Below are 25267 nucleotides of genomic sequence, written 5' to 3'. Positions count from 1 at the left end.
TGTTTCTCCTAGGCATCATATGCAGCGGTATGGGCTGATGACACCCTTTTGCGATAAGCCCTTTATAAGATTCTGATGAAATTTATACTTTCTTATATTAAAAAAAAGGCTTCTGCCGCCGCGCATTCGTCCACCCTGACACGCGGGTACAAACATACAATGACAAGAGTAGTAAAAGCGGGAATCACGTGACCGAGGAAACAGGAGGAACAAACATGGGGCATAAGCTCATTGGAATACTACTAAATGCCGATATGCACCGGGGCGTTCCCCGGCTAAAAACAGGACAGGAGTCTCTATCCAACTATGAAGAGGCGGCCGCTGCATACGGTTTAGTCCCCTGCTTTCTGAAGCTCGCGGACATCGATACAGACTCAGGCTTCAGTGCCGCCTATATAAAGGGATCTCATGGATATAAAAGCGTAGTAGTGCCTACGCCCAATGTCATCCACAACCGGGCTATATACAGCCAGAACAGCCCAGGAATGCAACGTCTGCTGCGGCACCATCCTTTGGTGTACAATACTTGCAATCGATACGGTAAGGATGAGATCCATGAACTGCTTGAGCAGCATGAAGAGCTGCGTGAGATTTTGCCAGCAACAACTGGCGTATCTGGACTCAAACAAATGATGAATCGTTACCCCGATCTTATTCTTAAGCCTTGCCGTGGAAGCATTGGGAATGGGGTCATGCGACTGGTTCGTAAAGGGCCTCAGCGCTGGAGCTTAAATTATCACTCCCCCTCTATGCGGCGCTGGATAAGCACTCCTGTATATCAGGGGGCGCTGCCAAAAATGCTCCGGGTACGCCTTGCCTCTGTCCCTTATCTCGTGCAGGAGCGTATTCCCCTTGCTGAAATTGGAGGGCGTCCCTTTGATTTACGCGTCACCGTTCAACGTGGCTGGGGAGGCGATTGGCAGGTTACCGGTCTCTTTGCTAAACTAGCACCCCCTGGGGGGTTTGTCTCTAATATAGCTCGTGGAGGAGAAGCGTTAAGCTCTTCCTTTGCGCTGGAAAAAGCCTTCTCTAGAGGAATAGCGGCCCATATCCGTATGGCTGTCGAAACACTTAGCCTTGTTATAGCTCGTTGTCTCGAACAAGACCTTCCAGGGCTGGCCGATATCGGACTGGATATAGGCATTACAAAGGATGGTCGCATCTTCTTCATAGAATGCAATGGCCGCGACCAACGCTATGGATTTCACAAAGCCGGCCTTACGGAGATTTGGAAGGAGAGTTACCGAAGACCTATGGGATACGCACGTTTTTTACTAGAAAAGAACAGCCTCATATATAACAGTTATTGATTTGTCTCCTATTCTATGTCAATATAATGCAGAGCAGATGGCGGCCACATACGACCGTACTGCTGTATTATGGAAGGGAGATGGGCATGGTAAAACAATTGCTGCGGCTAATGACCGAGCTATCCTCGCACCGATGGCTTTCACGGTTAATGGGGTCTTTTTCTCATAGTAGACTCAGCCGTTTTCTAATCCCGGTATTTATTAAGACTTATCAAATCCCCTCCGCCCAAGCGGAGAAGAATCCTGGAGAATATCTCACTCTTAATGAGTTTTTCAGCCGCCGGCTGAAGCCTGGCATGCGGCCTATTGCAACCGATGCTGACGCTTTAGTTAGTCCCGTAGATGCAATGATTACTGCTATGGGTGACATTTCCTCTGGTACGATTATGAATGTAAAAGGGCAGGATTATAAGATCGAGGATCTACTAAATCATTCTCCGCATCTGGAGCTATACAAGAGAGGTTTTTTCTTCGTCCTTTATCTAAGTCCTACGGATTATCACCGGATTCACTCTCCCCTTACTGGACATAAGGTTGAGAGTGATCATATTCGTGGACGAGCCTATCCTGTCAACGATTTCGGCATGCGACATATGAAGGGCGTACTGAATCGCAATGAACGTCTTATCACGTATATCGCCGGAGACTACGGAGAAACAGCAGTAGTAAAGGTAGGCGCGATGAACGTCAGCAGCATCGGGTATACGGATGCTAACGCTACCGAGTGGCAAATCGGCGATGATCTAGCCTATTTCGAGTTCGGCTCCACTGTAGTACTGCTTATGGAGAGCGGTACTTTTACCCCGAGACCCAAGCTTGAGGTCAACACGACGGTAAAGATGGGGGAAATGCTGGGGACGCTACATCGGCCGCTTTAGTAAAGCTACGATATAACAAAATAAGGGTATCCTTAACCGATTGAAAATCGGCGCCGGGATACCCTTGTTTTGTTTATTTCACTTTAGAGCTTGTTACGCTAGCATAGTAATCCAGTACATTGTTGATGATCACAGCTGCTTCAGCTCTTGAGGCCGAAGCTGTCGGATCCATTTTTCCACCGCTGCCTCCATTTACTATACCAAGATCTTTGAAGGCATAGACCGCTTCTTTAGCATAACCCGCAATAGAAGCATCATCTGGGAAGTCATGGTTAGTCGCTTGCGGCAATTCAACATTCAGTTTCTTCAATGCATTGAATAGAATTACACACAGGTCCTGACGGCTAATGCTGCTATTAGGAGCAAACATGCCATTACCGATACCATTGATCAGTTGATTAGAAGTCCCAATCTCAACATAGTTTTTATACCAAGCATCTTTCAGAACGTCAGTAAACTGCTTTTGATTCTCGCCCATGCTGAAGTTGAAGCTTTTTACTACCATGGCAACAAACTCGGCACGGTTTACCTTCCCACTTGGATCAAAGCTTCCGTCTGTGCGTCCGCCGATAATATTTCTCTCCACCAGCGCTGCAATCGCAGATTCTGCCCAGCTAGGAATTAGAGTAGCATCTTTAAACTTATTCTTAAGCTCTTGTCTGATTAGCTCCGGTGTCTTCGTTTTTCCATCTGTTATCGGAGACTGAGGCTGCTGTTCTCCAGGTTTTACGACTTCTCCAGGAATCGATGGTACTGAAGGTACAGCTGGGGTAGTCGGTGTTGGTGTACTTGGTTGACCACCAGCTCCACCGCTGTAAGGTTTAACGATCACAGAGATCTGTACCTTCAGGCCAAGTGGATTAGCTATACCCTCAGGGAAGACAAGATCCCCCTTGATGGTGTACGTTCCTTCCGTATTACCGTTATAGCCTTCCTTGTTCCACTGAACAGAAACGACCTTATTCATCCCGGTATTCAGGGTTACTGATACTGAAGCTGGTAGCTCCAGTGCGTCAAAACTGGTACCATAAGCAACGCTTTTACTTGCTAGTGCTTGCACTGCCGTGATTTCCGGTATCGTAATGACCTCCGGCAGTACTTCGATCGTAATGGATGCCTTCAGGTCTTTGGGATTGCTGACACCTTCCAGAGGTACTAGCGCTCCTTTCAGGATATAAGATCCTTGCTTATCGCTATTGTAACCTTCACTATTCCAATCGATGGATATCGCCTTTGTCTCACCGTTGTTCAAAGTAGCTATGACCGATGATGGTAGCTTCAATCCATTAAATGGAGTGCCGAATGGAACGCTCTTACTTTCCAAATCCTGCACTGTGACAATCTCAGCGACACGAATCACTTCGGGCATTACCTGAATGGTGATGGAAGCTTTCAGATCATTAGGGTTGATCATTCCTTCTTCTAATACCATAGTACCGCTCAGCACGTATGATCCTTCCACATTGCCGTTATAACCAGCAGGGCTCCATTTAACAACAAGTTCCTTCTGCTCATAGGTATCAAGCGTTACTGTAGCTGAAGACGGCAATTCCAACTTATCAAAAGCGGTGCCAAATTCAACATTTTTGCCCTCCAGCTTCTCAACTTTAGTAATCTGGATAGGTTTAGTGCCTTCTGGCAGTACAACCACTGTAATAGAAACAGTTTGATGGGTACTATTCAATACCCCCTCAGGAAGCTCAAAGCTACCTGCCAGCGTATAACTCCCCGCTTTTCCACCGTTGAAATCTTTACTATCCCATTGTACAGGCAAGTGAATTACCCTTTTGTTGCCCAATGTAGCTTCCACTGTAGCTGGTAAATTCAATTCTCCTGCAGCAGTTCCGAACGGCACACTCAGCAGTTGCGGCTGAACAATCGATATAATTTCTTTAGCATGGGTATCTTCTGTCCATTTGGCATAATACACCGTGCTTATGTTCATTACCGTTTCTACGGTTAATGCATTACCAGTCCCTTCTTTATTATCAAACCAGCCAGCAAAAATGTAGCCTTCACGTTCCGGTACCCGAGGTAAGGCGCTTAATGCTTCACCTTTAAATGCGGTTACTTTGGTAGGATCCGGTGAGTTCAGATAATTCTGATCGAAGGTGACTTCAATCGGATCAGCATAAATGAGTTCAACATATTGTAAATTTGCATTTAATCCGTTAAAAATCATATACACATTTTGTTTTCCAGTCACTTTGGTTCTGTCTAGGAAAGTTTCCGCTGTCAAATAATGATCAATGTAAGAATTTCCAGGCGTTTGTTTGGTGCTTGCCATTCCATAATTCCCCCAAGCAGCGCCTGCTTTCTGTGCAAAACTAATGCTTGCAAATTCATTACCAAGTTCAAAAGAACCTCCGCCGCTGTAAGCATCAGCGTATGCTCTTCCTTGTGTAGTAGCTCTTTTAACTGGTTTACCCGTATTGTCAGCCTCTGTGTAGAATTTAAAAGATGGAGACGATCCGCCTTCACGGGCATACTGCACTCTTACTTCCACAAGATTAGTTAAGTCAACCTGACCGAAATAAACAAGGTCATTAGAATTGACATAACTCATGGCGTCCGTACCACTTTCGAATCTGAACTGGGTATTCGTTGCATAAATCCATGGTGCATTATAAGGATAGATTCTAATACCGCTCTCTACTTTCAGCGTTTCTCTCGGAGCATTATTGATTGGCATAGACGATATGCTTAAATCTGTTATAGCCGATTTCAAGGAAGCTATGGCTTCTGCAACAACCTCGTCGTTAATCGGCTCAGCAAGAACAGCCTTAACCTCATCCAGCACAGTGTTGAATTTGAGCTTTTTGTAAGCTGTGTATGCATTCATATCGATATTTTGAGCAGCCTTGATATCCGCATCTAACGCCGATGTGTCTACATTGTCCTGCTTCAGCTGGAAGGTTAGCCAGTTCAGGTCAATACCAGCACTCTCAAATACAATTCTAAGGGTATGCTCACCCGCTGACAGCTGAATATCAGGGATTCTGAAGGTTTTCCATACCCCTTTAGTCGTGGTGAGGTCGAAGGTACCCAGTAGCTTATCGCCATCATAGATGCCAAAGGACATTTGGGCGACATCCGATTGGCTAGAGCGAATTCGTGATGTGACTTTGTACATGCCTTCTTTCTCTACATTTACCTTATAGGAGATGGCTTCTCCCTTACTTGTGTTGGTGTAGCATAATCCGCCGTCTACATCATTACTGCTTACTGGCGTGATTATCGGAGTAATGGAGGCAAATTCCGTCTCGGCTACCTTCAATTTAGTATTTTTCCCAATCTTCTTTACTGCCAAAGCTACATCACTGTTGATTCTGACATAATCAAAATCAACAACAAATGGATCTGTAAGATTCTGACTTCCATTAGATGCAAGTAATCCAAACTTCGGATTGGCATAATTCGCAGTTGTACTGCCAAGTGAAATATATTCCTTGCCGTCAGCGCTGACATAACCGGAATAGCTGTTGCCTATTTTTTTCAAACGTAAATACAGCTCTTTCTTTTCTCCAAAAATACTGGTGAGCTGACTGGCAGACAGTTGTCCGATGGTAACAGGCTCCGTACCTCCGGTTTCTTTGGTCATACCGATGATCTTACCGCTACTATATTCATACTTCACCCAGATATAGTTATTGTTATCCTGTGAAGCCGTGATGCCGAAGCCGTTATAATTTTGATTTGGCGCTTTGCTCATATTAATTTTCACTGTTGCTTCCCAGTTGCCGAAGGCCTCCTGCTGGAAATAGTTCTTCAAATCTGCATGATCACTCCAGAAGTCGCCTCTTTCAGCGATGATTCTCAAATTGCCGAGAGCAGTGCTCAAAGACCAATTTTTGTTGTTTTCTGTATTGGTAGCAGTCTCTTTATTAATCGTCCAGAAGTTGCTTAGATTTGTACTATCGAACTCATCGCTCTGTGGTGTCGTACCAAACTGTATCACATAGGAATTCGCCTGATCGGAGCTGATACATTTGATCGTCACTCTTTTATTGATGAGATCTACGTTGGCCGTTGCTTTTACACCATCATTCGTTTCAAACGTAACTTCAGGTAAAGTAGCCCCGTTACTGAGACCTACATCATAACTGAACCTAGTCTGTGCAAACCCCTCAAGCGGCTTACCATCAATAGAGATATTCTTTAAATAAGCATAGGTCGGATTCTCAAAAATCGGTTCCAAGCCTTCCTCCGAAGAGAAAATAACCTTATAGATCCGTTTCTCTCCTCCGGCCGATGCAGAAATTACAGCAGCCGGTCTATCTTTATCGGCTTGTCGTATACTTACGTCTACACCAGCTATCGCCGTAGCTTTGACTTCAGGATAGCTGCTAGTTTCAGTCGGTTCACCAAAGGCTTTATAGTCGAGTTTCAATGGATTAAATATTTTGATCTTTTTTCCGCCAACCGTAATATCAGAGAGCTGTGGATCTCCTGATTTGTCCGTATTCACCCGGAACCAATCTCTTCCCGGCGTATAATTGACCACATAATCAATCTTTGCCGTTCTTGCAAAGGCTGGAGATTTCATCAAAAAGCTCGTGATATTCTTGGCAGAACGCTGCAATTCTCCCAGGGTCAGACTGCCGTTAGCAAGCGATGTCATCGTATTAAAGGTACTGTTATTCCGATTCTTATGCGTTTCTGCATAATCGTTCGGAATTACCATGTAAAGGTCATTTTGGGCACGGACCATGGCTTTGCCGTTGGTTTCATCATAACGATTGGTAGTGGCATAGAAGCCCTGATCCTCACTCATCTTCGCCCACCAGTCTGTCATGACAATCCCGTCAAATCCCCACTCTCCGCGGAGAATGGTCGTATTCAGATCATAGTTACTGGAAGCCCAAGTTCCGTTTACCGGACCATAGGACGTCATCACTGAACGCGCCTTTCCACTCTTTACTGCCATTTCATAACCTTTCAAATAAATCTCGCGAAGCGCTCTTTCAGAGACAAGTGCATTCACAAGATGTCTATCCGTTTCCTGATTGTTCGCTGCGAAATGCTTAATAGTAGGCGATGTACCGTTCTTCTGAAGACCTCTTGTCTGCGCAGCAGCCATGATGCCTGTCAGTAACGGATCCTCTGAAAAATACTCAAAGTTTCTTCCGTTCAGGGGACTTCTGTGGATATTGATTCCCGGTCCAAGCAGCGTATCGATATTGTTAATCAGCATTTCTTTACCGAGAAGATCGAACAATCTTTCATTCAGCTCGGTGTTCCACGTACAGGCAAGCATCGTCCCGTTCGGGATACTGGTTGCCTTCTCTGCATTGGTCTCCATCCGGATTCCTGAAGGACCGTCGGCAGCACTGTCGATAGGGAGTCCGAATTTCAGCAGATTTTTAGTGACACCACCAAAAGCCGCAGCGGTTCCGGCAGTAACTTTAGGGCTAGACATCCCTTCCCCTAAAATAATGGCCCCCAGATCGTTGTTGGACAATTGTGCAATGAACTGATCCATAGTCACTTTCTGATTGTATACATCCAATAAGGTATAACCCTTGTCCCCAGTTTGTGGAATGGACGCAGGAAGATTTTGCTTGATTCTTTCATCCAAGTCGGTAGTCCGTGTCGGTACCTTTTCAGTGACAGTGGTAAAAGTACCATTTTCATTCGGTTGTCCTGGTTTGATACGATCAAATTCCTTAGTTGGCGCGAGCGCTTCCTGCAAGGTTTCTACAACCTTCAAAGCATTAAGGCTGTATACTCCTTGCTTGTCGCTGTCACTTACACTGTTGCCTACGTAAATATTATAGTCACCAGCTTCTAGAACATAAGATGAATCATGACCTGTAATTCCACTATCATCATATGAGGCCATATCTTTGGTGTCATACGTGATGGTGATCGACTGTGATTCCCCAGGCTGTAACAGCCGGGTCTTAGCAAAAGCAGCAAGCTCCTTGGCCGGCTTGCCAAGTTTACCTTGTGGTGCACCGTAATAAATCTGTACAACTTCTTTGCCTTCCACTTTACCTGTATTCTGAACAGTTACAGTCACTGCAACCTCATTCTCACCAGCGTTGACATTATCAGTCGTGATCTTGAAATTGGTATAGGACAGTCCGTACCCAAATGGATAGAGCACCTTATCCGGAGCAAAGGTCTCAAAATAGCGGTAGCCTACATAAATATCCTCACTATAAGAATTCTCAGTTTTGCTGCCAAAATGTGCAGTAGAAGGATAGTCAGCAAGTGTAGCTGCAATCGTATCGCTCAATTTTCCGCTTGGCGTAACATCTCCGGTCAGTACGTCGGCTACTGCGCTACCGCCTTCCATCCCCCCTTGCCATGTGTACAAAATAGCAGCTTTGGGATAGTTTTTAGCCCATGACATATCGATAACGTTGGCTACGTTCAATACGATGGCCACACGGTCGAATTTGGCATAGACCCGGTTAAGCATGTCTACTTCAAGGTCTGTCAGCTTATAGGCACCCTTGACGTCCGTATTATCCTTATCTTCACCGGCTGTTCTACCGATGATGACCACAGCTGTATCCGTTTTTGCTTTTGCTGCATCCACAATTTCATCGGATAAAGGCATTTCTGCCTGTGACCATGGCTCTGCTGCCCAGCCACCACCGCCATTGTTGAAAGGATTCTTTTTGATCCAGTCGGCATAAACCTTCGCCAGATCTTCATTTAACTTGAGACTGGGATTGTTCCGAAGACCTTCCAGAATGCCATTCACATAATCTACTCTTACCGCACCGCCAGATCCTGTGCCTGACTTGTAATAATGCGCTTGTATGCGGCCAAATACCGATACATTTTCACTCATCTTGATAGGGAGCACTTGTTCATTCTCATTTACTTGTGATCCTGCTGGTTTATACTCCGGATTTTGCAGCAACACAATACCTTCAGCGGCCACTTCTCTGGACACATCCGCTAATCCCGGGAGAACCTTAGCCAAAACGGGAGAACTGGTACTAGGCGTTATGATTGAGGTTATCAGAATGCAGCAGAATAATATTTTAAGTAAGCGATTACAATTATTCCTCATACTTATCACCATTCCTTTCGATTAAGGTACAGCTTAGGATAATGGGTCATCGTAAAGAGCGAGATTTCAATTAAAAATTTCTAATGCATAAACGTTCGCTTCATAAACCGATAGGATGATTTTACTTTCAGGAAGGAGTTATTCTCTAAGAGCGCTAGCCGCTGTGGAGTAAGGCTTATTCAAGCATCAAGTGTGTTACTGATTAAATCTAAACCGGTTTAGATTTTTCGCATAATTCTCCTAACTCATACTTACAAATTAAAACGTGCGAAAATGTTCATTAATTCCTCCTTTACTTTTTAAACTTACATTGAATACTATCATCAGAAATATCATCCTAACATAGAAAATCCTCATAGATTTATTGAATATACTCATGTATCACAGAATTCAAGTTTTTCAAAATAACTAAAAAGGCTCACTCGGCCGATGCTAAACTTATAAACCAAAGTTAAGATGGGCCCATTATAAAACAGCTACATTAAAAATAGCAGGGAGAATCAGCATCGCTTAATGCCGATTCTCCCTGCTATAAAAACCAAATACAAGTTCGTGGACTTTCGTTGAAGTAGAATTATTTTGCAGATAAAAGACTCTCAGTAATGTAATTTAACTGCGCTTCAAGCGTAACGGGATCACTATATGTATCAGCGGTTGGGTCCAGTTGGAATACGTTGCCTGTTTTTACGGCAGGAAGATGCTTCCATAAGGGGTTGTCATAGACGATTTTCGGATCACTCGTATCGCCAGCCCATGGGCATGTGAATACAATATCTCCAGCAAATTGAGGCAGCTTCTCAAGGGAGATTGTTGCCCAACCAGTGCCACTGTCTATAGCTTCTTTCTGCGCTTCAGGAGGTGCTTTCAGGCCAAATTCATTATAAATAATTTCTCCACCGCGCCCGTAGCTGTGACCGAATACGAATAATCCGCCGGAAAACGGATTCAGGATAGAAACGGTTTTGTCACCTACAGCTGCTAACACCTGAGGCTTCAACTCGTTGATTTTTTTGTTCCATTGTTCCACCCAAGCTTTAGCTTCGGCTTCTTTCCCCGTTAATGTACCGAAATCAAGCATTTGATCTCTGATAGTTTTTGCACCGTATTGAATGGCTACTACTGGCGCTATTTCGGCCAGCTTGTCGAGTCCTTCCATTCCGGAGAATACAACAATAAGATCAGGGTTCAGCTCTAAAATGTGTTCAAGAGATGGTTCATCCCCAAGGCCTTGAACGCCTTCCAGCATTCCTTCAAAGTAGGGACTGTTTAAGACACCATTCATAACACCAACCGGTTTGATTCCTAACGCCAAGAAGTATCCAGTGTCGAAGGAGGTTAAATCGACAATCCGTTTCGGATGTCTGGGTACTTGAATGTCTCCGTTACTTGCTTGATATGTAACCATGTCCACTTCGCTGGATGAGTCATTGGTGTTTGATGAAGATACGGCACTCTCTGTCCCATCTACTGAGGAGGTGTTATGCTCAACTGCTTGTCCGCAAGCTGCTAGCAGTAACGTTATAACCAAAGTAAACACAAGCAATAGATAAGTTTTTGGAGATTTAAACAAAATAATTCACTCCAATCGACATATTATATAATGATATTGATAATCATTATCAATGTAACTATATAGTATTATTCTATTCTTGGCAATGGAGAATGCGTTAGCATCTACTGCATTTACCTTTTGGACACCTACTACACACTAAAAATAAAAGGACAGCCCCATGGCTGTCCCTTAATCTTTTCAAGTCATTATCTACTCTATACATCTGTTACGCCTATTACACATGTCCTTGCTTAGCAACATCACGCGCCTTGGCCGCAACCTGTTCCGGATCGCCTAAATAAAAGCGGCTGATTGGATTAATGTCCTCATCCAGTTTGTACACGAGTGGTACTCCTGTAGGAATATTGAGCTCCAGCAGTGCTGCCTCATCAATATCCTCCATAAATTTGATCAACGCTCGCAGTGTATTGCCATGGGCTGAAATGAGCACCCGTTCCTTTTTACGTACAAGGGGAACGATGCGGTTTCTCCAGAAATCACCCACACGATGAACAGTATCTTCCAGACTCTCGCCTCGCGGAATATCCTCCGGACGAATACTGCTATAACGAATATCGTTTCGGGCATACCGAGGATCATTAAGCTCAAGCAGTGGAGGCCGAACCGATAAACTCCGTCGCCAGAGATGCAATTGTTCTTCACCGTATTTTATCGCCGTTTCACTTTTACTAAGTCCCTGAAGTGCACCATAATGCCGTTCATTCAGCTTCCAGGACTTTTGCACAGGAATCCACAGCAGATCCATTTCATCGAGAACATAGTTGAGTGTTTTGATCGATCGTTTGAGTACCGATGCAAAAGCAAGATCAAATGTATACCCTTCATCCTTCAAAAGCTTGCCAGCAGCCTTGGCCTCCTGAATACCCTTCTCGGTTAAATCCGGATCACTCCAGCCCGTAAACAAATTCTGCACATTGTACTGGCTTTCACCATGACGTATAAGCACGATTTCGTACATTTTATCTCTCCTCCCACCTATATGCTCTGGAACTCTGTTACATCATGCAATAGATCACCGTGATAATCTCTAGTATGGGCGTTTTTTGGGCAATTGAATGTAAGCTATGCAACAGAATGCAAAATTACCCTCACAGGAGATTCATTCTATTGTATCAAATACAACGAGAGGAACGATAAATCCTTCAGTTTGCCAAGCATAAATGCCTAGCGGCACCCTTATAAGGACGGTAAGCGTTTATGTCTTATATTTCAAAAAAACCGGAAGCCTGTTGGCTCCGGTTATTTAAAGTCTTTGGTCATATCCAGCGATTGTATACCTGTTCAGTTTAGAACCAGCTATCTATGGCAAAAGCACTCGATTGTTTTAATCTTCTCAAACGGTTTCTAAAAAGCCCTCCGCCTCCACTTTTACAATCGGTGTTGCAGATTCGGCGTCTGATCATCATCCCATGCGTCTCCCCTTCCAAGAAGTTATGTAAATTCTCTGTAAACTAAACTGCAAAGTATTTACCCTTGGATGAAATAACTGAAACAATGAATGAAAATCAGCGGATCTCAGATGGACTTTTTCCGGTATACTGCTTGAACTGGCGGCTGAAAAAGAAAATGTCACGGTATCCAAGTGCATCCGCTACCTCAGTAACATTCATTCCAGCGTAGAGCAGCAAATGCTGAGCACGCTCAATCCGAGCTCGAATGACATAAGATTGAACGGAAGAGCCAGTAAGCTCCTTAAACTTAATGGAAAAATACCGCGGCGACAGCCCTGCACGTGCAGCAAGATCCTCTACGCGATGCGAAATCCCGGGATGTTGGCTCACATAGTTCGCTATTTCGTGAATAATCTCTGTTAAATGGTTGCTAGCATAACGTTCTACAGGCTTCACTCGGTCCTCCCTAAGCAGATGAATCATTAGTTGCTTTAGAACAAGCTGCCCTTCTTCCTCAGCCGCGTACGTATCCACTAGGAACAGCCGGACGTAACGAGCAAGCAAATGCTCAAATTCAACGGTTTCTGCAAGTACGCGATAGGGCAACGGAACATCTGTCACCTCTCCGGTGACATCAAAATGAATATATGTAAGGACAAGTGGTCTTTGCGGATTATGAGTAGCGCTAGTATGGTCACCCGGACGGAACAAGAAGCAGCTCCCCTTGCCCACTTGGAAGGGTTCACCGTTACGAATAACCGTCCCTTCCCCGCTCCATACATAGAATAAATCATAATTTTGCAGCGACTTCTCTCTTTTTTGCCATTTCCAGCTTGGTTCGCACACAATCTTCGCCAAGGCAGGTAATATAACAAAAGAGGATGGCGATGCGTGCAGCATAACGTTCCCTCCCAAAAGTTTTGTTAGCATAATCTACTTGAGTTACTCCGCAAAACTCACTTCGTAAGCATTCACATTGTTTTGTTAGCATAATCTACTTGAGTTACTCCGCAAAACTCACTTCGTAAGCATTCACATTGTTTTGTTAGCATAATCTACTTGAGTTACTCTGCATAACTTGCATCGTTAGCATTCACTTCGTTTTGCTTCCCATCCCCACCATCATACCTTGTCATGTTGCAGTTTGTACATCTTCCCACGCCAAAAGCAGGCGCTTTATTCCTTCCTCCAGCTCCACAGCATTTAGATGGGCAAAAGCAAAACATGCGGCTGGCTCCCCCGGCGAAACTTGATATAACGCCACATCTCTGAAATCCGTGCCGCGCCTGCGCGCTGCCGCCCGGAATGCCACGAACTCTTCTCTATTGCGTAGCCACCGCGCATATACTTGCAGCCCCGCATCGCCAGGCAGCAGCTCAAACAGCTCATTAAGCTGTTCTGACAGCATCGCCCTAAGGATGCGACCGCGTTCACCATAAATGCGGGTCATCCGACGCAGATGACGGCCATAGCCGCCGGTATTCATAAACCGTGCCAATGCCCGCTGTTCCAGCAGTCCGACTGGTAAAGGCTCATATAGCGCCTTAGCGGCGATCGTCGGCTTTACCAGAGAGGGTGGAAGCACTGCAAAGCCCAGCCGAAGACCAGAGAACATCGTGTTTGAGAAGGAGCCAATATACACGACCCGTTCTCCGCGATCTAGCGCTTTTAATGGCTCGATTGGACGTCCCGACCACCGAAACTCACTGTCATAATCATCCTCAATGATTACCGCTTCATGTCGCTGCGCCCATTCCAGCAAGATACGCCTCCGTTCCAAAGGCAGCACCACACCTGTTGGAAATTGGCGACTTGGTGTAACAAACAACAGACGCGCATCCCAATCCTCCGGAATTAGACCGCTATCATCCAGCTTTCCTACCAGCAATCGTCCCCCATTGATCTCTACCGCTCGGCGAATCCCATGGAAACCCGGATCCTCGACAACCGCTTCACCCCCTGCATCCAGCAGCAGCTGGGTCAAAATAACGATGCCTTGCATCGAACCGCTAAACAATACGATATGCTCTACATCCGCACGAATCCCGCGGGTAATCCGCAGATGCGCAGCGATAGCTTTGCGAAGCCCTTCATCTCCTTCGGGAGGACAAGTGCTTTGCAGCAAACCGCCTTCTTTCCCTCCAGCATACGTTAGCGCACTGCGCCATTCGGCGTAAGGAAAGTGCTCCATCCGCATACCGCCGCTAAGGAAGCTTACAACATTCTCGCTATGCTGCTCATACAAGGGTGTCGGGCGCGTGAGTAGTCGTTCTCCCCATGCCGAAAGTGTGATCGTTCTCTCAGATGCAGGGCCTCCCCCAGCAGCATCTGCCCCCTCACCCAAAGTCACATTTTCACGCTTATTATCTCCAGAAGCTGAAACAAAGCTATCTTTTGATACGAATGTCCCCCGTCCAGTCACCGTCCTTACATAACCATCAGCGAGCAACATTTCATACACCTGCGAGACCGATCCGCGTGACAAGTCATAGTGCATAGCCAGACTTCGTGTAGACGGCAGCTGAGTGCCACCCGGGAGAGTTCCCTCCAATATTCCAGCGCGAAGTGCATGATATAACGCTAAATATTTGTAACGATGTATCGCCAGATATTGATCGAATGCCAGCGTGATATTCATTGTTCCCCTCCTTGGCCAGCAAGTGGTCCATTAAAAACTATCTTAATTGGTCCTTTTTAATTGTCAACTACTCTACTATTCTTGAAAGAACATCTACATCGGAGCAAATGCTCTACACTATTAAGAAAAAGGACGTGAACCCTATGCGCAGAAAAGAATTTCAAGTAGATCAGGAGGAAGAATTGATCTCTTTTCTAGACGGAATGAGCTTCGGTTTTCTCGGTACAAGCGATGAACAGGGGCTACCGCGGGTGACACCGCTGAATTTTGTATATACAGATGGTTGTTTCTATTTCCACGGTAGTCATGCTGGTGGCAAAATGAAGGCGATCCGCAATCAGCAGAAGGTCTGCTTTACAGTAGCGGATGAGTATGCACTTATTCCGTCTTATTTTAGCGATCCAGAGATGGCCTGCCCAGCAACCGCGTATTTTAAAAGTGTTACCGCCTACGGCACAGCCGAGCCCGTCGAAAACATTAGCGAAAAAGCCATCATACTCTCCTTATTTATGAAAAAACTCCAACCCGAGGGTGGCTATAATCAGATAGATGCAGAGGACCCTAGATACCGTCCCCGTCTAAAGGGAGTTGCCGTTGTACGCATTACCCCCGATGAGATCACTGCGAAGTTTAAGTTTGGGCAGAATTTGAAAGAAGAAGGACGTTCCGGGGTCATTTCCGGACTATCTGAAAGAAATCATCCACGTGATGAAGAAACCATTGAAATGATGAAAAAATACTGCCCTTACCATTCCGAATAATAGATACGGATAAACCAGTTTCTCGTACAAAATAAGCACTATGTATAGTGCAAAACTTAAACTTCCTTAAATTTTAAAAAAACGTATCTTTCCAAGTGACGGTTGCAGGCGGCGGTGATATAATGTTAGGCAATGTTAACAGTATGTTATCCCCAAAGAACCCTGGAAGGATGAAACTGATGAATCCACTAGCTGGACAATTAAACGAAAGTATCAAAGCAGGAAATGAACATGTGTATGATATGCTCTCTACGCTTGGCAAAGAAATTTATTTCCCAAAAGAGGGCATCCTGAGCCAATCCGCTGAAGCAGGAGCTCACGCCAAGAAATATAACGCGACCATCGGTATTGCTACTGAAGGTGGCGTGCCTATGCACCTCGGCGTCATCCAGGATAAACTCTCCGCTTACAGCCCTAAGGATCTGTATAGTTACGCTCCTCCAGCAGGTAAACCAGAGCTGCGTACTGTATGGCGTGAAAAGATGCTGCGCGAAAATCCATCGCTAGAAGGTAAAACCATCAGCAATCCTGTTGTAACCAACGCCCTTACTCATGGGCTTAGCATTGTCGCTGACCTCTTCGCAGAGCCAGGTGACGCTATCATCTACCCGGATAAGAACTGGGAAAACTATGAACTAACCTTCGGAATTCGCCGTCATGGGGAGACCGTTAATTATCCACTTTTCACAGAAGAAATGACCTTTAACAGTGCGGGTCTTGAAGATGCTTTGCTGGCTCAAAAAGAACGCGGAAAAGCGATCGTTCTGCTGAACTTCCCTAACAATCCTACAGGGTATACACCAGGGATTAAGGAAGGCGATGAAATCGTCGCAGCTATCCTTCGTGCGGCTGAGGAAGGCATTAACGTGGTTGTCGTAAGTGATGATGCCTACTTCGGACTGTTCTTTGAAGACTCACTAAAGGAATCATTATTCGGTAAGCTTGCTCATCTGCACCCACGTGTGCTTCCAATCAAAATTGACGGCGCAACCAAAGAAGAATTCGTCTGGGGCTTCCGTGTTGGCTTCATCACTTATGCCTCAGAAGACAAGGACTTGCTGGCTGCATTGGAGCAAAAAACATTAGGTATCATTCGCGCCACTATTTCCAGCGGTGCACACCCATCACAGACCTTCGTATTAGATGCACTGAAATCTCCACAATTCGAAGAACAGAAGGAAGAGAAGTTCCAAATCATGAAGGGCCGTGCGAATAAAGTAAAAGCGCTGCTCGATAGCGGCAAATACGGCGATGATGTATGGACGTATTATCCTTTTAACTCCGGCTACTTTATGTGTCTGAAGCTTCACACCGTTTCGGCTGAAGCCCTTCGGCTTCACCTGATTCATAATTACGGACTAGGCACTATCGCTCTCGGTGAAACAGATCTGCGTATTGCTTTCTCTTGTATCGAGGAAGAACAGCTCGAAGATCTATTTGATCTTGTATACGCAGGTGTTCGCGATTTGGAAAAAGCTTAACAAATCTTTCATATTCCCTATAATCAGCTCCGCTTCTGCGGGGCTGATTTTTTTCTGGACTCCTCCGGCATTGGCCTATACATGCTTCTCTCTTCGCACATACAATACGATGTACTCAAGTACAACACACACCGAAAGGGGAATGAACATGAGCGAAGAAGTAAGAGGCGGACATGGATGCTGCAGCCCATTCACAAGCACTGGCGCCATTCTGGTTCTCTTTATCCTGTTAGTTATCATCAGCCGTTCACTCTTTGTCTAACTAGAGATGACAGTCTCGGGAAAGAGCCTTAGGCTCTTTCCTATTTCCACGTAGTACACCTCATTCCCCACACAAAAAAAGGCTCCCTCATCCGTAGAATCCTCTACTTTTGAGAAAGCCTTTTTTATTTTGAAATAATCTCTTACAAATCCTCGTCAACCATCCGTGCTGCTTTGCGGGACAAGTATCCCTTAAACAGAAAGGATACCAGAATCCCTGCTGCAAAGGTACCAATCACTGGTAGTAGGCGGTCGCCTATAGAGGCTAAGAAAGGTAAACCAAGAATAAGTGCCACTACCAGATGCGCGCGGAATACGAATTGCGTTGTGTTATCCGCCTTACTGCCTTCAGGAAAGGGATACACTGTCAACCAAAAAGACTCACTATGCAATTTGCGGAGTGCCGACAATTGTACACCAATAATGAACAGGAAGAACAAATAGATGGCTGTACCGAAGTAACTGTCATGGTTCAACCAATTCAGCAGCAAAGCCAGTACCGAAATCCGCATAATGATTCCGAAGATATCTCCTCGGGCGAAGCTTTTGGTCAGCAGATAGCGGTAAGCCGTATCCTTACGCCAAGGCAGCCGAGCCCCCCATTTGGAAAGATAGCGACGAGGATATACCCGTTGCTCACGGCCCGGTACATCCACGAACCAGCCCAGAACCATCAGGGCGCGTCCACCTTGATTTTTTTCCATGGCGATTAGTCTTTCCCAAGGTACGGCGTGGCGTCCAGGTACGGATAGTGCAACCAGATAGGCTGCTGCTAATAGCGCCATAAATATCAGGCTTCTACCGGCAGGCTGCCACAACCAAGCGGCAATAATTAATCCTCCTACTGCCCAGCGTAAGAAAGTGAATATGCTTGCCATCGGACGCGACAGCATAGCTATCTCTTTCCATAAGCCGTAACTCGCGATTAGCTTCACAGCAATCAGAATCAATATTGTAAATAACAGCCGCTTAGGCGAGTCATCTGTACGTATGTACAACGGCCAAAGGGTAATGAGTACAAATAACAATCGAACAATCTTCCATACGTTCCCACTCACCCACGAAGGTGCGAAATATTCCTTCATTCGATGTCCTTGAGGCAATAGAAAGATCGTATCCGGAGTCTGCAAATAGGTGCGGAAGCTGCTATTTACTGCTGCAGGCAGCAGTATTGCAAGCATAATCCAGCGGATGGGAATGCCTTCAGGCACATTCTGTAACAACGATGTATACCAAGCAGAGAAGACAATCAACACAAAGAGGAAGACCATAGCTACGCCGCTTTGAATGATATATCCCACATAAGGAAGCATACTTCCCATGAATCGACCTCGCCGCGTGCGCCGCAGCTCTTTCAAATCCATATTATTTCCCTCCCTGAACCAGCTCGTAGAACAGCTGCTCCAAAGTCAGCCCCTGTAGTCCAGTGGTTGCCGCAATTTCTGCCAGCGTTCCCTGAGCAATCACCTTACCTCTATGCAGCACAATAAAGCGGTCGCAATAATTCTCAATGGTAGAAAGAATATGAGAGCTAAGCAGAATAGAGGAGCCTGATTTTTTCAGATCCATCATGAAATCAAGCAGAGAGCGAATCCCGAGCGGATCCAGTCCTAAAAAGGGCTCATCGATCACATATAACGCAGGGCGTGCCACGAAAGCGCACATGATCATGACCTTCTGCTTCATCCCTTTGGATAGATGAGTCGACAACGTGTCCATCTTATCTTCCATATGGAACAGCTTGGCTAGATGTAAGGTGCGAGTTTCGTAGTCACTTTGTTCTACCCCATACGCTCTTGCTGTAAATTCAACATGCTCACGTACTGTCATTTCATCATACAGAAGAGGAGATTCAGGTACAAAACTCAAAGCATTGTGATATCCGATGGGATCTTCAGCACGAGTCTTACCCTTTACTGTGATATCGCCCTTATGGGGCGACATCAATCCTAGAATATGCTTCATGGTCGTACTTTTTCCTGCTCCATTTAAACCAATTAAACCAACCATCTCGCCAGGCTGCACCTGAAGTGCAATATCATGCAGCACCGGCTTATTCAGGCTGTATCCACCACTGAGGCCCGTAATTTGCAATACGGGAGAATTATTCATTGACCGTCACCTCTCGGAGTTTTGTCTTTCAACCACTTTGGTGCTCCTTTATTCTTACGGTTCTTCTCACGTTCCGCATTGCTGCTGCGTTTGCTTCGAGCAGGAGTAGCACCTCCACGCGCGCCTGCAGAAGGATTCACACTGCGCTGAGAATCGCGCTGTGGTTCTACGCTAGCCTCACTTGTCTGGATCGTAGCCAGTCTTTTAACAGGTTGCTGCTCTGTGCTGGTTGTAGACGGCTGAGTTCCTGCATTCCCAGATGTTCGCGCCTGTGGCTTACTGCTGCGCGGAGAAGAAGCATCGCGGCGTTGTCCGCTGCTCTCATTTCGTCCCCGTCCACTATTCAAAGCGTTGCGCGCTTCATCTGCTGCTAGCACCTTGCCACCGACCATTTCCCGCTCTTCAAGGGCAATATCCAGTTCACGCGCAAATTTACGCATAATAAAGGTCTGCTGCTCTGTCACAATCGTTACGGATAATCCGCGTTTTCCCATCCGACCCGTACGACCCGCACGGTGTACATAATGCTCGGAATCAAAGGCAGGATCAAAGCTAACTACCAGTGACAAATTCTCAATATCCAATCCTCTGGCAGCTACATCACTGGCAACAAGCACACGGAATTTCCCTTCGCGGAAACGTGACAATACATTACTGCGCGTTACTTTATCAGCATCACCGTAAAGTGCGGCTGCGGTCAGTCCAAGATGGTTTAGCTTAGCCTCTACCTCTGCAATATCATCAGTCGCATTCACGAACACAATCGCCTTATCTGGATTGTAATGACGGATGACCCGACGCAGCATGTCTATTTTGTTGCGTTCTTCAGTAACAACGTAGTGATGCTCTAAACTCTCTGCTGTCATGACACCAGGAGCAATTCCAACCTCTGCCGGGTTCTTCATTTCACGATTTGCCAAGGCTTTTGTCTCCGGACCAATGGTTGCAGACAGCATAACGAGCTGGCGTGAACGCAGTGCGCTGCTAACAATTTTCGTTACCTCTCCGGCCCCGCTTAGCTGAAACATTTGGTCCGCTTCATCTAGAACAATCGTGCTGACTTCATGCATCTTTAACTTGCGAAGACCAATCAATTCGCGAATCCGGCCAGGGGTTCCCACAACAAGCTGTGGATGCTCACGCAGTTTGTCAATCTGGCGTTTGATGGCTGCCCCGCCAATAAGACCCATAACTCGAATCCCACGGTGTTCGCCATAACGTTCCGCCTCACGTAAGATTTGCATCGCCAGCTCCTGTGTAGGGGCGAGCACCAGCTTTTGGACCACCTTCTGCTCCGGATTGATCGTTTGAAGCAGAGGCAACAGATAGGCCAAGGTCTTACCCGTTCCAGTCTGGGAAGCAGCAATAACATCTCTTCCCTCCAGCAGAAGTGGAATCGTCTGCTCTTGTACAGGGGATGGAGCGTTAATACCGAATTCCGACAATCGGGCAACTAGGTCTTCCTGAATGCCGATAGCCGCAAAAGAAGCTTTATTCATAAGTGTAATTCATCCTTTTCGCTTGAGATAATATCTTCATTATATGCCAAAAAGGCCTCTCCACCAAATGGAAGGCCAATAATGCTGACGGCAGGCTCTATTTTCTGTTCATCGCATTATAAGTAAGCTTGTCCGCCAGACGAGGAAACAGACCGTAAAGCCGAATACCAAACCCTGCCAGACCCGGAAGATCAATCTCTTCTTTGCCAGTTTCCATGACCTTTACGATCTTGGAAGAGACATGTTCCGGTGTCATCATCATCCGAGCTACGCTCTTTTCATAATTGCCGGAAGGGTCAGCCGTTTTGAAAAAATCAGTGGCAATGGGACCAGGGTTCACAGCCGAGACGATGATTCCGCTCTTCCGCAGCTCTTGACGAAGTGCATTCGTGAATCCGAGAACAGCATGCTTGGTGGCTGTATAGGCTACCGATTTGGCTGTACCGATCTTCCCTGCCATAGAAGCCACATTTACGATCTGGCCACTTCCCCGCTCTAACATATGTGGAACAACAGCCTTCGTACAGCGAACAATCCCCATATAGTTAACATCCATCATATCATCAAACTCATGAGGCTCCATCTCTGTAAAAGCGGCGAATTTACCGTACCCAGCATTATTTAGCAAAATATCAATTCTGCCGTAAGTCGCCAAAATTTGAGCAAAGGTCTCTTGTACACCGTCGGCATCTGTTACATCGCATGTATACAGTCCAAAAACGCCCGGAATACCGGCCGCCGTTTCTTTCAACTTCGCTTCGGAACGTGCCACAAGGATCGGAATCGCACCTTGCTTACTAAGCATTTGTGCGGTTAATGCACCAATACCGCTGGATGCTCCTGTAATCACAACAACCTTATCTTTAAGTACCATAAAAAGTATTTCAGCTCCTAACTCTTGCCTAAGAGATCATCACCTGAATATCCATCTCTCCAACCCCATCCATCAACAATGGAATACTAAGTGCTCTGCGAGGCAAAAAGGACATGCTCTCAAGCTTCATAATTTGGGGAGGACTTATATCCACTGAAACCCCCTGATTATATAGAATCGTACTAGCATTTCCACTGATCATATTGCCCAGCTCTGAAATTGCACTCTGACCCATCTCATCCATCTCCGTAATCACATACCCGCCCATCATAATCGATACCATTCGCAAGGCTACCTGCTCTGCGATACCAAATATAATATTTCCGCTCAGCTGGCCTGTCATTCCCACTTGAATCCATATATGATTATCGATCAGTTCAATTTCTTTGATGCCTAAATTCCCAGTGGAAGGCGAGACCTGAATCACTTGTTCTATAACTGTCCGTGCAGATTCTAAAAACGGATTAATTACTTCTGCTTTCATGAAAGTCCTGTCTCCCCCTTTATCGTGCTTTAGTCATATACCAAAAGTCCCAAGTAATATGGATTTATTATACTTTATATATCGGCACAATTCAGCAAAAATTAATGTACATGTCGAATTCGAACCCAAGTTTGTTTATGTTGCAACATTGCTCTGTCGGGTATTATCTCCTATAATTTAAATCAAATGCCAACATGGAACGTAATATTTCACCCCATCACTTTCATATTTGCTTGTCCAAAGGAGGTATTCCATGAACATCAGCCAGCTGGAGACACTAATAACGATCTCCAAAACGATGAGCTTTCGCAAGGCCGGAGAACTGCTTAACTTGACCCAACCAGCGGTTTCAGCACAAATCAAGAGCCTTGAAGAAGAGTTCAAAACACAGCTGGTTGACCGGAACCAGCCTGTTACGTTAACCGATCGAGGAACTGTATTTCTGGAGCATGCGGAACAAATTGTGACGATTGTCGAGGAGCTTAAACAGAGACTTGCGGACCTTGAAGATAATCCCCAAGGACATATTATTCTCGGCACTACTACCTCTATCGCCATTCAAATTTTACCGCGTATTTTGTCCTATTTTAAAGACCAGTTCCCTCATATCAAAACATCTATTTCCTCTATGTCCTCGTCTCAAATTTATCAACATGTCGAGAATGGCATTGTCGATGTCGGCATTGGCTATTTGATCGGACGAAGTCCGAGCATGACTACTTCCATTCTTTATTATGATACATTCGAGTTGGTTGTCTCACCTAGACACCCCCTGGCTCAAGTTAAGACTGCAGGTATAGAAGCCCTAAACAAAACCCCGCTAATTCTGCTCTCACCAGATACAGTGGGCCGTAAATTTGCCGACGAGGTATTCTCCAAGCATGGCATAGAGCCACAGGTAATTATGGAACTGACGAGCAGCGAGGAAGTGAAACGGATGGTAGAACTCGATTTAGGTGCAGCCATTATTTCCAAGCAGTCAGTGACCGCTGAGGTGCGAGCCGGTTCCCTCAAAATTGTGCCTATTATTGAATTGGAAGTCACGCATCCTGTTGGCGTCATAACGAAGTCTGGAAAATACGTGAACTCAGCCATGAGACAGTTTCTCAGTGATCTCAAAGGTATGCCGGAGACACAATTTATTGGGTCTGAATAAAAAACACCCAATAGTGGAATCGATACTTCTGAGCTAATTGCATAACCTTGTTTAAAGGAGTTGATCTTGATGAAATTTGACCTGCATACACATCATTTTCGCTGTGGCCATGCTGATGGAACGATTAGAGATTATATCGAAGCTGGAATTTCAGCAGGTTTAGGGGTAATAGGCATTTCTGATCACACCCCATATTTCGGAAGCCCTTCCGAGCAAGCTTTTCCTCTAATTGCTATGGGTAAGTCCGAATTCTCAAACTATGTTGAGGAAGTCCTCTCCCTCAAAAAAGAATACGAAGGAGTAATCGACGTTCTGCTAGGGATTGAATCAGACTACTTCCCTGAGCATGCCGAGCTTTACCGCAAAACATTATCCGCCTACCCTTTTGATTATGTGATTGGATCGGTACATAGTGTTGGTGGCGTCAGTATCTTTAACAAGGGTCGCTGGAAAGGGCTTAGCAAAAATGAACAGATTCGTGTGAAGTCTGATTATTATCGATTGATTGCTGATTCCGCCCGCAGTGGCATGTTTCAAATTCTCGGACACATTGATGCAATGAAGGGGAATTATCCTGCTTTTTCAGAAATTCCTGCTCCAAAGCCAATTGATGACTGTCTGCAAGTAATTAGTGAATGTGGCGTGGCGATCGAAATTAATACCTCAGGCGGAACCAAGCTGGTTGGTGGTTGGTATCCATCAGAAGATATACTGGAGCGCGCACATCATTTTGGCGTTGAGGTTACTTTCGGTTCGGATGCGCATAAGCCGTCCCGAGTCGCAGAAGACCGAGATGCGGTAGCTGCACAGCTAAAAGCGATAGGTTTTACACATTGGGTTTATTACAAGCAGCGCGAGAAAATTAAAGTTTCACTGTAAAGATTTCTTATATTTTGAACAAATGCACCAAGCGTTATTGGTTTAGGGGTGGGGTTACCCTCCGTTAAACCAATCTCCGCTTGGTGCATTGTCGTTTATTTATAGGTTATCGCAAGTAAACCCTTGCTGCTTCAGGGTGCGCTTCGCATCCCCATATTCCGGGTTGATATCGTAAAAATGAGCAATCGTGCTCGTCCAATCTCTCTCCGTTAATCCCTGCTGCTGCATATATTCACGGTGGGTTTGATTATACGCCTCCAGGAGGCCTTCCACATCCGGATTGTATTGTTCCTCATGAAACACCGCTTCCAGCGGCAGCCGCGGCTTCTGTGCGGTCTGTTCGGCTGGATATCCGACACAGAGCCCGACGATAGGGAATACGTACTCCGGCAGCTTCAACAGATCAATAACGCCTGCTGTATTGCGCCGGACACCCCCAATAGGGATGATCCCGAGTCCCATGGATTCTGCCGCTGCAATCGCGTTAGCCACTGAGATACCAACATCTGTAGCTCCAACGAGCAGAGCATCTACATCTTTTACCGCTTCAAAAGACTTGCCTTCCACTTTACTTGCTAATTTCGCTCTATAGAAGTCCATGCAGAACACTAGAAAGACAGGGGCTGCTGCTACATGCTTCTGATTGCCGCACAAGACCGAAAGCTGCTGCTTACGCGCAGGATCCTTGATAGCTATAATGGAGACCTGCTGTCCATGAACCCATGAGGGCGCTGCTTGGGCCGATTCGATCATTATCTTTAGCTTATCCGGCTCCACTTGTAGATCAGAATACTGCCGGAAAGAACGGTGATTCATTAACGTCTGTATTACATCATTCAAAATGTTACGCCTCCTTCTCAATTCATTCGACTGTTTGTTAATCATAAACGATCGGATGAGGTCCTGACAAAAAAAAATGGACCCGAATCATCGGGTCCCA

At 45.7% G+C, this 25267-nt stretch carries 18 protein-coding genes; 7 read left to right on the top strand and 11 right to left on the bottom strand.

What is annotated here, in order from left to right; translation table 11 throughout:
- Positions 1-215: 215 nt before the first annotated feature.
- Entirely contained in the window at positions 216-1310 is a 1095-nt protein-coding gene (locus MKY52_RS14160) for a YheC/YheD family endospore coat-associated protein (protein ID WP_341051863.1), read from the top strand.
- A gap of 86 nt (positions 1311-1396) precedes the next feature.
- A complete protein-coding gene (asd, locus tag MKY52_RS14155) occupies positions 1397-2188 on the top strand; it encodes an archaetidylserine decarboxylase (RefSeq protein ID WP_341051862.1) in 792 nt (263 codons plus the stop codon).
- A gap of 73 nt (positions 2189-2261) precedes the next feature.
- On the opposite strand, the gene MKY52_RS14150 is transcribed toward asd, so the two are convergent.
- The 5 genes from MKY52_RS14150 to pdxR all read right to left on the bottom strand — a co-directional run bounded on the left by MKY52_RS14150 (position 2262) and on the right by pdxR (position 14820).
- Positions 2262-9098: a glycoside hydrolase family 3 N-terminal domain-containing protein gene (locus MKY52_RS14150; protein ID WP_341051861.1), complete on the bottom strand. Its 6837-nt coding sequence runs from the start codon at positions 9096-9098 to the stop codon at positions 2262-2264.
- 694 nt (positions 9099-9792) lie between these two features.
- Entirely contained in the window at positions 9793-10788 is a 996-nt protein-coding gene (locus MKY52_RS14145; protein ID WP_341051859.1) for an ABC transporter substrate-binding protein, read from the bottom strand.
- A 217-nt stretch (positions 10789-11005) separates the two neighbouring features.
- Positions 11006-11749, bottom strand: coding sequence for a 2,3-diphosphoglycerate-dependent phosphoglycerate mutase (gene gpmA, locus MKY52_RS14140; RefSeq protein ID WP_042191518.1), 744 nt, complete (start codon positions 11747-11749; stop codon positions 11006-11008).
- A 547-nt stretch (positions 11750-12296) separates the two neighbouring features.
- Positions 12297-13082 (bottom strand): helix-turn-helix domain-containing protein, encoded by a 786-nt coding sequence (locus MKY52_RS14135; protein WP_042191520.1) that lies wholly within the window; start codon positions 13080-13082, stop codon positions 12297-12299.
- A 232-nt stretch (positions 13083-13314) separates the two neighbouring features.
- A complete protein-coding gene (pdxR, locus tag MKY52_RS14130; RefSeq protein ID WP_341051857.1) occupies positions 13315-14820 on the bottom strand; it encodes a MocR-like pyridoxine biosynthesis transcription factor PdxR in 1506 nt (501 codons plus the stop codon).
- 143 nt (positions 14821-14963) lie between these two features.
- On the opposite strand from pdxR, the gene MKY52_RS14125 reads away from it, so the two are divergent.
- From MKY52_RS14125 to MKY52_RS14115, 3 genes are all read left to right on the top strand, one after another.
- Positions 14964-15581 (top strand): pyridoxamine 5'-phosphate oxidase family protein, encoded by a 618-nt coding sequence (locus tag MKY52_RS14125; RefSeq protein WP_341051854.1) that lies wholly within the window; start codon positions 14964-14966, stop codon positions 15579-15581.
- A gap of 179 nt (positions 15582-15760) precedes the next feature.
- Complete coding sequence (locus tag MKY52_RS14120) at positions 15761-17062, top strand: aminotransferase class I/II-fold pyridoxal phosphate-dependent enzyme (RefSeq protein ID WP_341051852.1); 1302 nt, start codon at positions 15761-15763, stop codon at positions 17060-17062.
- Between the two features lie 148 nt (positions 17063-17210).
- Positions 17211-17324, top strand: coding sequence for a YjcZ family sporulation protein (locus MKY52_RS14115; protein ID WP_234541014.1), 114 nt, complete (start codon positions 17211-17213; stop codon positions 17322-17324).
- A gap of 142 nt (positions 17325-17466) precedes the next feature.
- Here MKY52_RS14115 and MKY52_RS14110 read toward each other — a convergent pair whose 3' ends face one another.
- The 5 genes from MKY52_RS14110 to MKY52_RS14090 form a co-directional block, all read right to left on the bottom strand.
- The gene (locus tag MKY52_RS14110; RefSeq protein WP_341051847.1) at positions 17467-18687 is read right to left on the bottom strand and encodes an ABC transporter permease; all 1221 of its coding nucleotides are present in this window, start codon (positions 18685-18687) and stop codon (positions 17467-17469) included.
- A gap of 1 nt (position 18688) precedes the next feature.
- Positions 18689-19435 carry an ABC transporter ATP-binding protein gene (locus tag MKY52_RS14105; RefSeq protein WP_076285232.1) on the bottom strand — a complete coding sequence of 249 codons (747 nt, stop codon included), beginning with the start codon at positions 19433-19435 and terminating at the stop codon, positions 18689-18691.
- The gene (locus tag MKY52_RS14100; RefSeq protein WP_341051845.1) at positions 19432-20934 is read right to left on the bottom strand and encodes a DEAD/DEAH box helicase; all 1503 of its coding nucleotides are present in this window, start codon (positions 20932-20934) and stop codon (positions 19432-19434) included. The genes MKY52_RS14105 and MKY52_RS14100 overlap by 4 nt, the downstream gene beginning before the upstream one ends.
- Positions 20935-21031: 97 nt before the next feature.
- Complete coding sequence (locus MKY52_RS14095) at positions 21032-21808, bottom strand: SDR family NAD(P)-dependent oxidoreductase (protein ID WP_042191537.1); 777 nt, start codon at positions 21806-21808, stop codon at positions 21032-21034.
- Positions 21809-21836: 28 nt separating this feature from the next.
- A complete protein-coding gene (locus MKY52_RS14090) occupies positions 21837-22292 on the bottom strand; it encodes a chemotaxis protein CheX (protein WP_042130872.1) in 456 nt (151 codons plus the stop codon).
- Positions 22293-22545: 253 nt separating this feature from the next.
- On the opposite strand from MKY52_RS14090, the gene MKY52_RS14085 reads away from it, so the two are divergent.
- Positions 22546-23448 carry a LysR family transcriptional regulator gene (locus MKY52_RS14085; protein WP_042191539.1) on the top strand — a complete coding sequence of 301 codons (903 nt, stop codon included), beginning with the start codon at positions 22546-22548 and terminating at the stop codon, positions 23446-23448.
- 69 nt (positions 23449-23517) lie between these two features.
- The gene (locus MKY52_RS14080; protein WP_042191541.1) at positions 23518-24327 is read left to right on the top strand and encodes a histidinol-phosphatase; all 810 of its coding nucleotides are present in this window, start codon (positions 23518-23520) and stop codon (positions 24325-24327) included.
- 99 nt (positions 24328-24426) lie between these two features.
- Here MKY52_RS14080 and MKY52_RS14075 read toward each other — a convergent pair whose 3' ends face one another.
- Positions 24427-25167, bottom strand: a complete 741-nt coding sequence (locus MKY52_RS14075) for an NADPH-dependent oxidoreductase (RefSeq protein WP_341051841.1) — start codon at positions 25165-25167, stop codon at positions 24427-24429.
- Positions 25168-25267 lie beyond the last annotated feature (100 nt).

The organism is Paenibacillus sp. FSL P4-0184 (genome assembly GCF_038004625.1).
GTDB lineage: Bacteria > Bacillota > Bacilli > Paenibacillales > Paenibacillaceae > Paenibacillus_AQ.
Note: the sequence above shows the minus strand (reverse complement) of the source record. Positions and strands in the feature narration are given on the sequence as shown.

Bases quoted from the DNA above. Each gene is read 5' to 3' on its own strand.
- MKY52_RS14160 (WP_341051863.1), top strand. From the start codon at position 216: ATGGGGCATAAGCTCATTGGAATACTACTAAATGCCGATATGCACCGG.
- asd (WP_341051862.1), top strand. From the start codon at position 1,397: ATGGTAAAACAATTGCTGCGGCTAATGACCGAGCTATCCTCGCACCGA.
- gpmA (WP_042191518.1), bottom strand. From the start codon at position 11,749: ATGTACGAAATCGTGCTTATACGTCATGGTGAAAGCCAGTACAATGTG.
- MKY52_RS14135 (WP_042191520.1), bottom strand. From the start codon at position 13,082: ATGCTGCACGCATCGCCATCCTCTTTTGTTATATTACCTGCCTTGGCG.
- pdxR (WP_341051857.1), bottom strand. From the start codon at position 14,820: ATGAATATCACGCTGGCATTCGATCAATATCTGGCGATACATCGTTAC.
- MKY52_RS14125 (WP_341051854.1), top strand. From the start codon at position 14,964: ATGCGCAGAAAAGAATTTCAAGTAGATCAGGAGGAAGAATTGATCTCT.
- MKY52_RS14120 (WP_341051852.1), top strand. From the start codon at position 15,761: ATGAATCCACTAGCTGGACAATTAAACGAAAGTATCAAAGCAGGAAAT.
- MKY52_RS14115 (WP_234541014.1), top strand. From the start codon at position 17,211: ATGAGCGAAGAAGTAAGAGGCGGACATGGATGCTGCAGCCCATTCACA.
- MKY52_RS14110 (WP_341051847.1), bottom strand. From the start codon at position 18,687: ATGGATTTGAAAGAGCTGCGGCGCACGCGGCGAGGTCGATTCATGGGA.
- MKY52_RS14105 (WP_076285232.1), bottom strand. From the start codon at position 19,435: ATGAATAATTCTCCCGTATTGCAAATTACGGGCCTCAGTGGTGGATAC.
- MKY52_RS14100 (WP_341051845.1), bottom strand. From the start codon at position 20,934: ATGAATAAAGCTTCTTTTGCGGCTATCGGCATTCAGGAAGACCTAGTT.
- MKY52_RS14095 (WP_042191537.1), bottom strand. From the start codon at position 21,808: ATGGTACTTAAAGATAAGGTTGTTGTGATTACAGGAGCATCCAGCGGT.
- MKY52_RS14090 (WP_042130872.1), bottom strand. From the start codon at position 22,292: ATGAAAGCAGAAGTAATTAATCCGTTTTTAGAATCTGCACGGACAGTT.
- MKY52_RS14085 (WP_042191539.1), top strand. From the start codon at position 22,546: ATGAACATCAGCCAGCTGGAGACACTAATAACGATCTCCAAAACGATG.
- MKY52_RS14080 (WP_042191541.1), top strand. From the start codon at position 23,518: ATGAAATTTGACCTGCATACACATCATTTTCGCTGTGGCCATGCTGAT.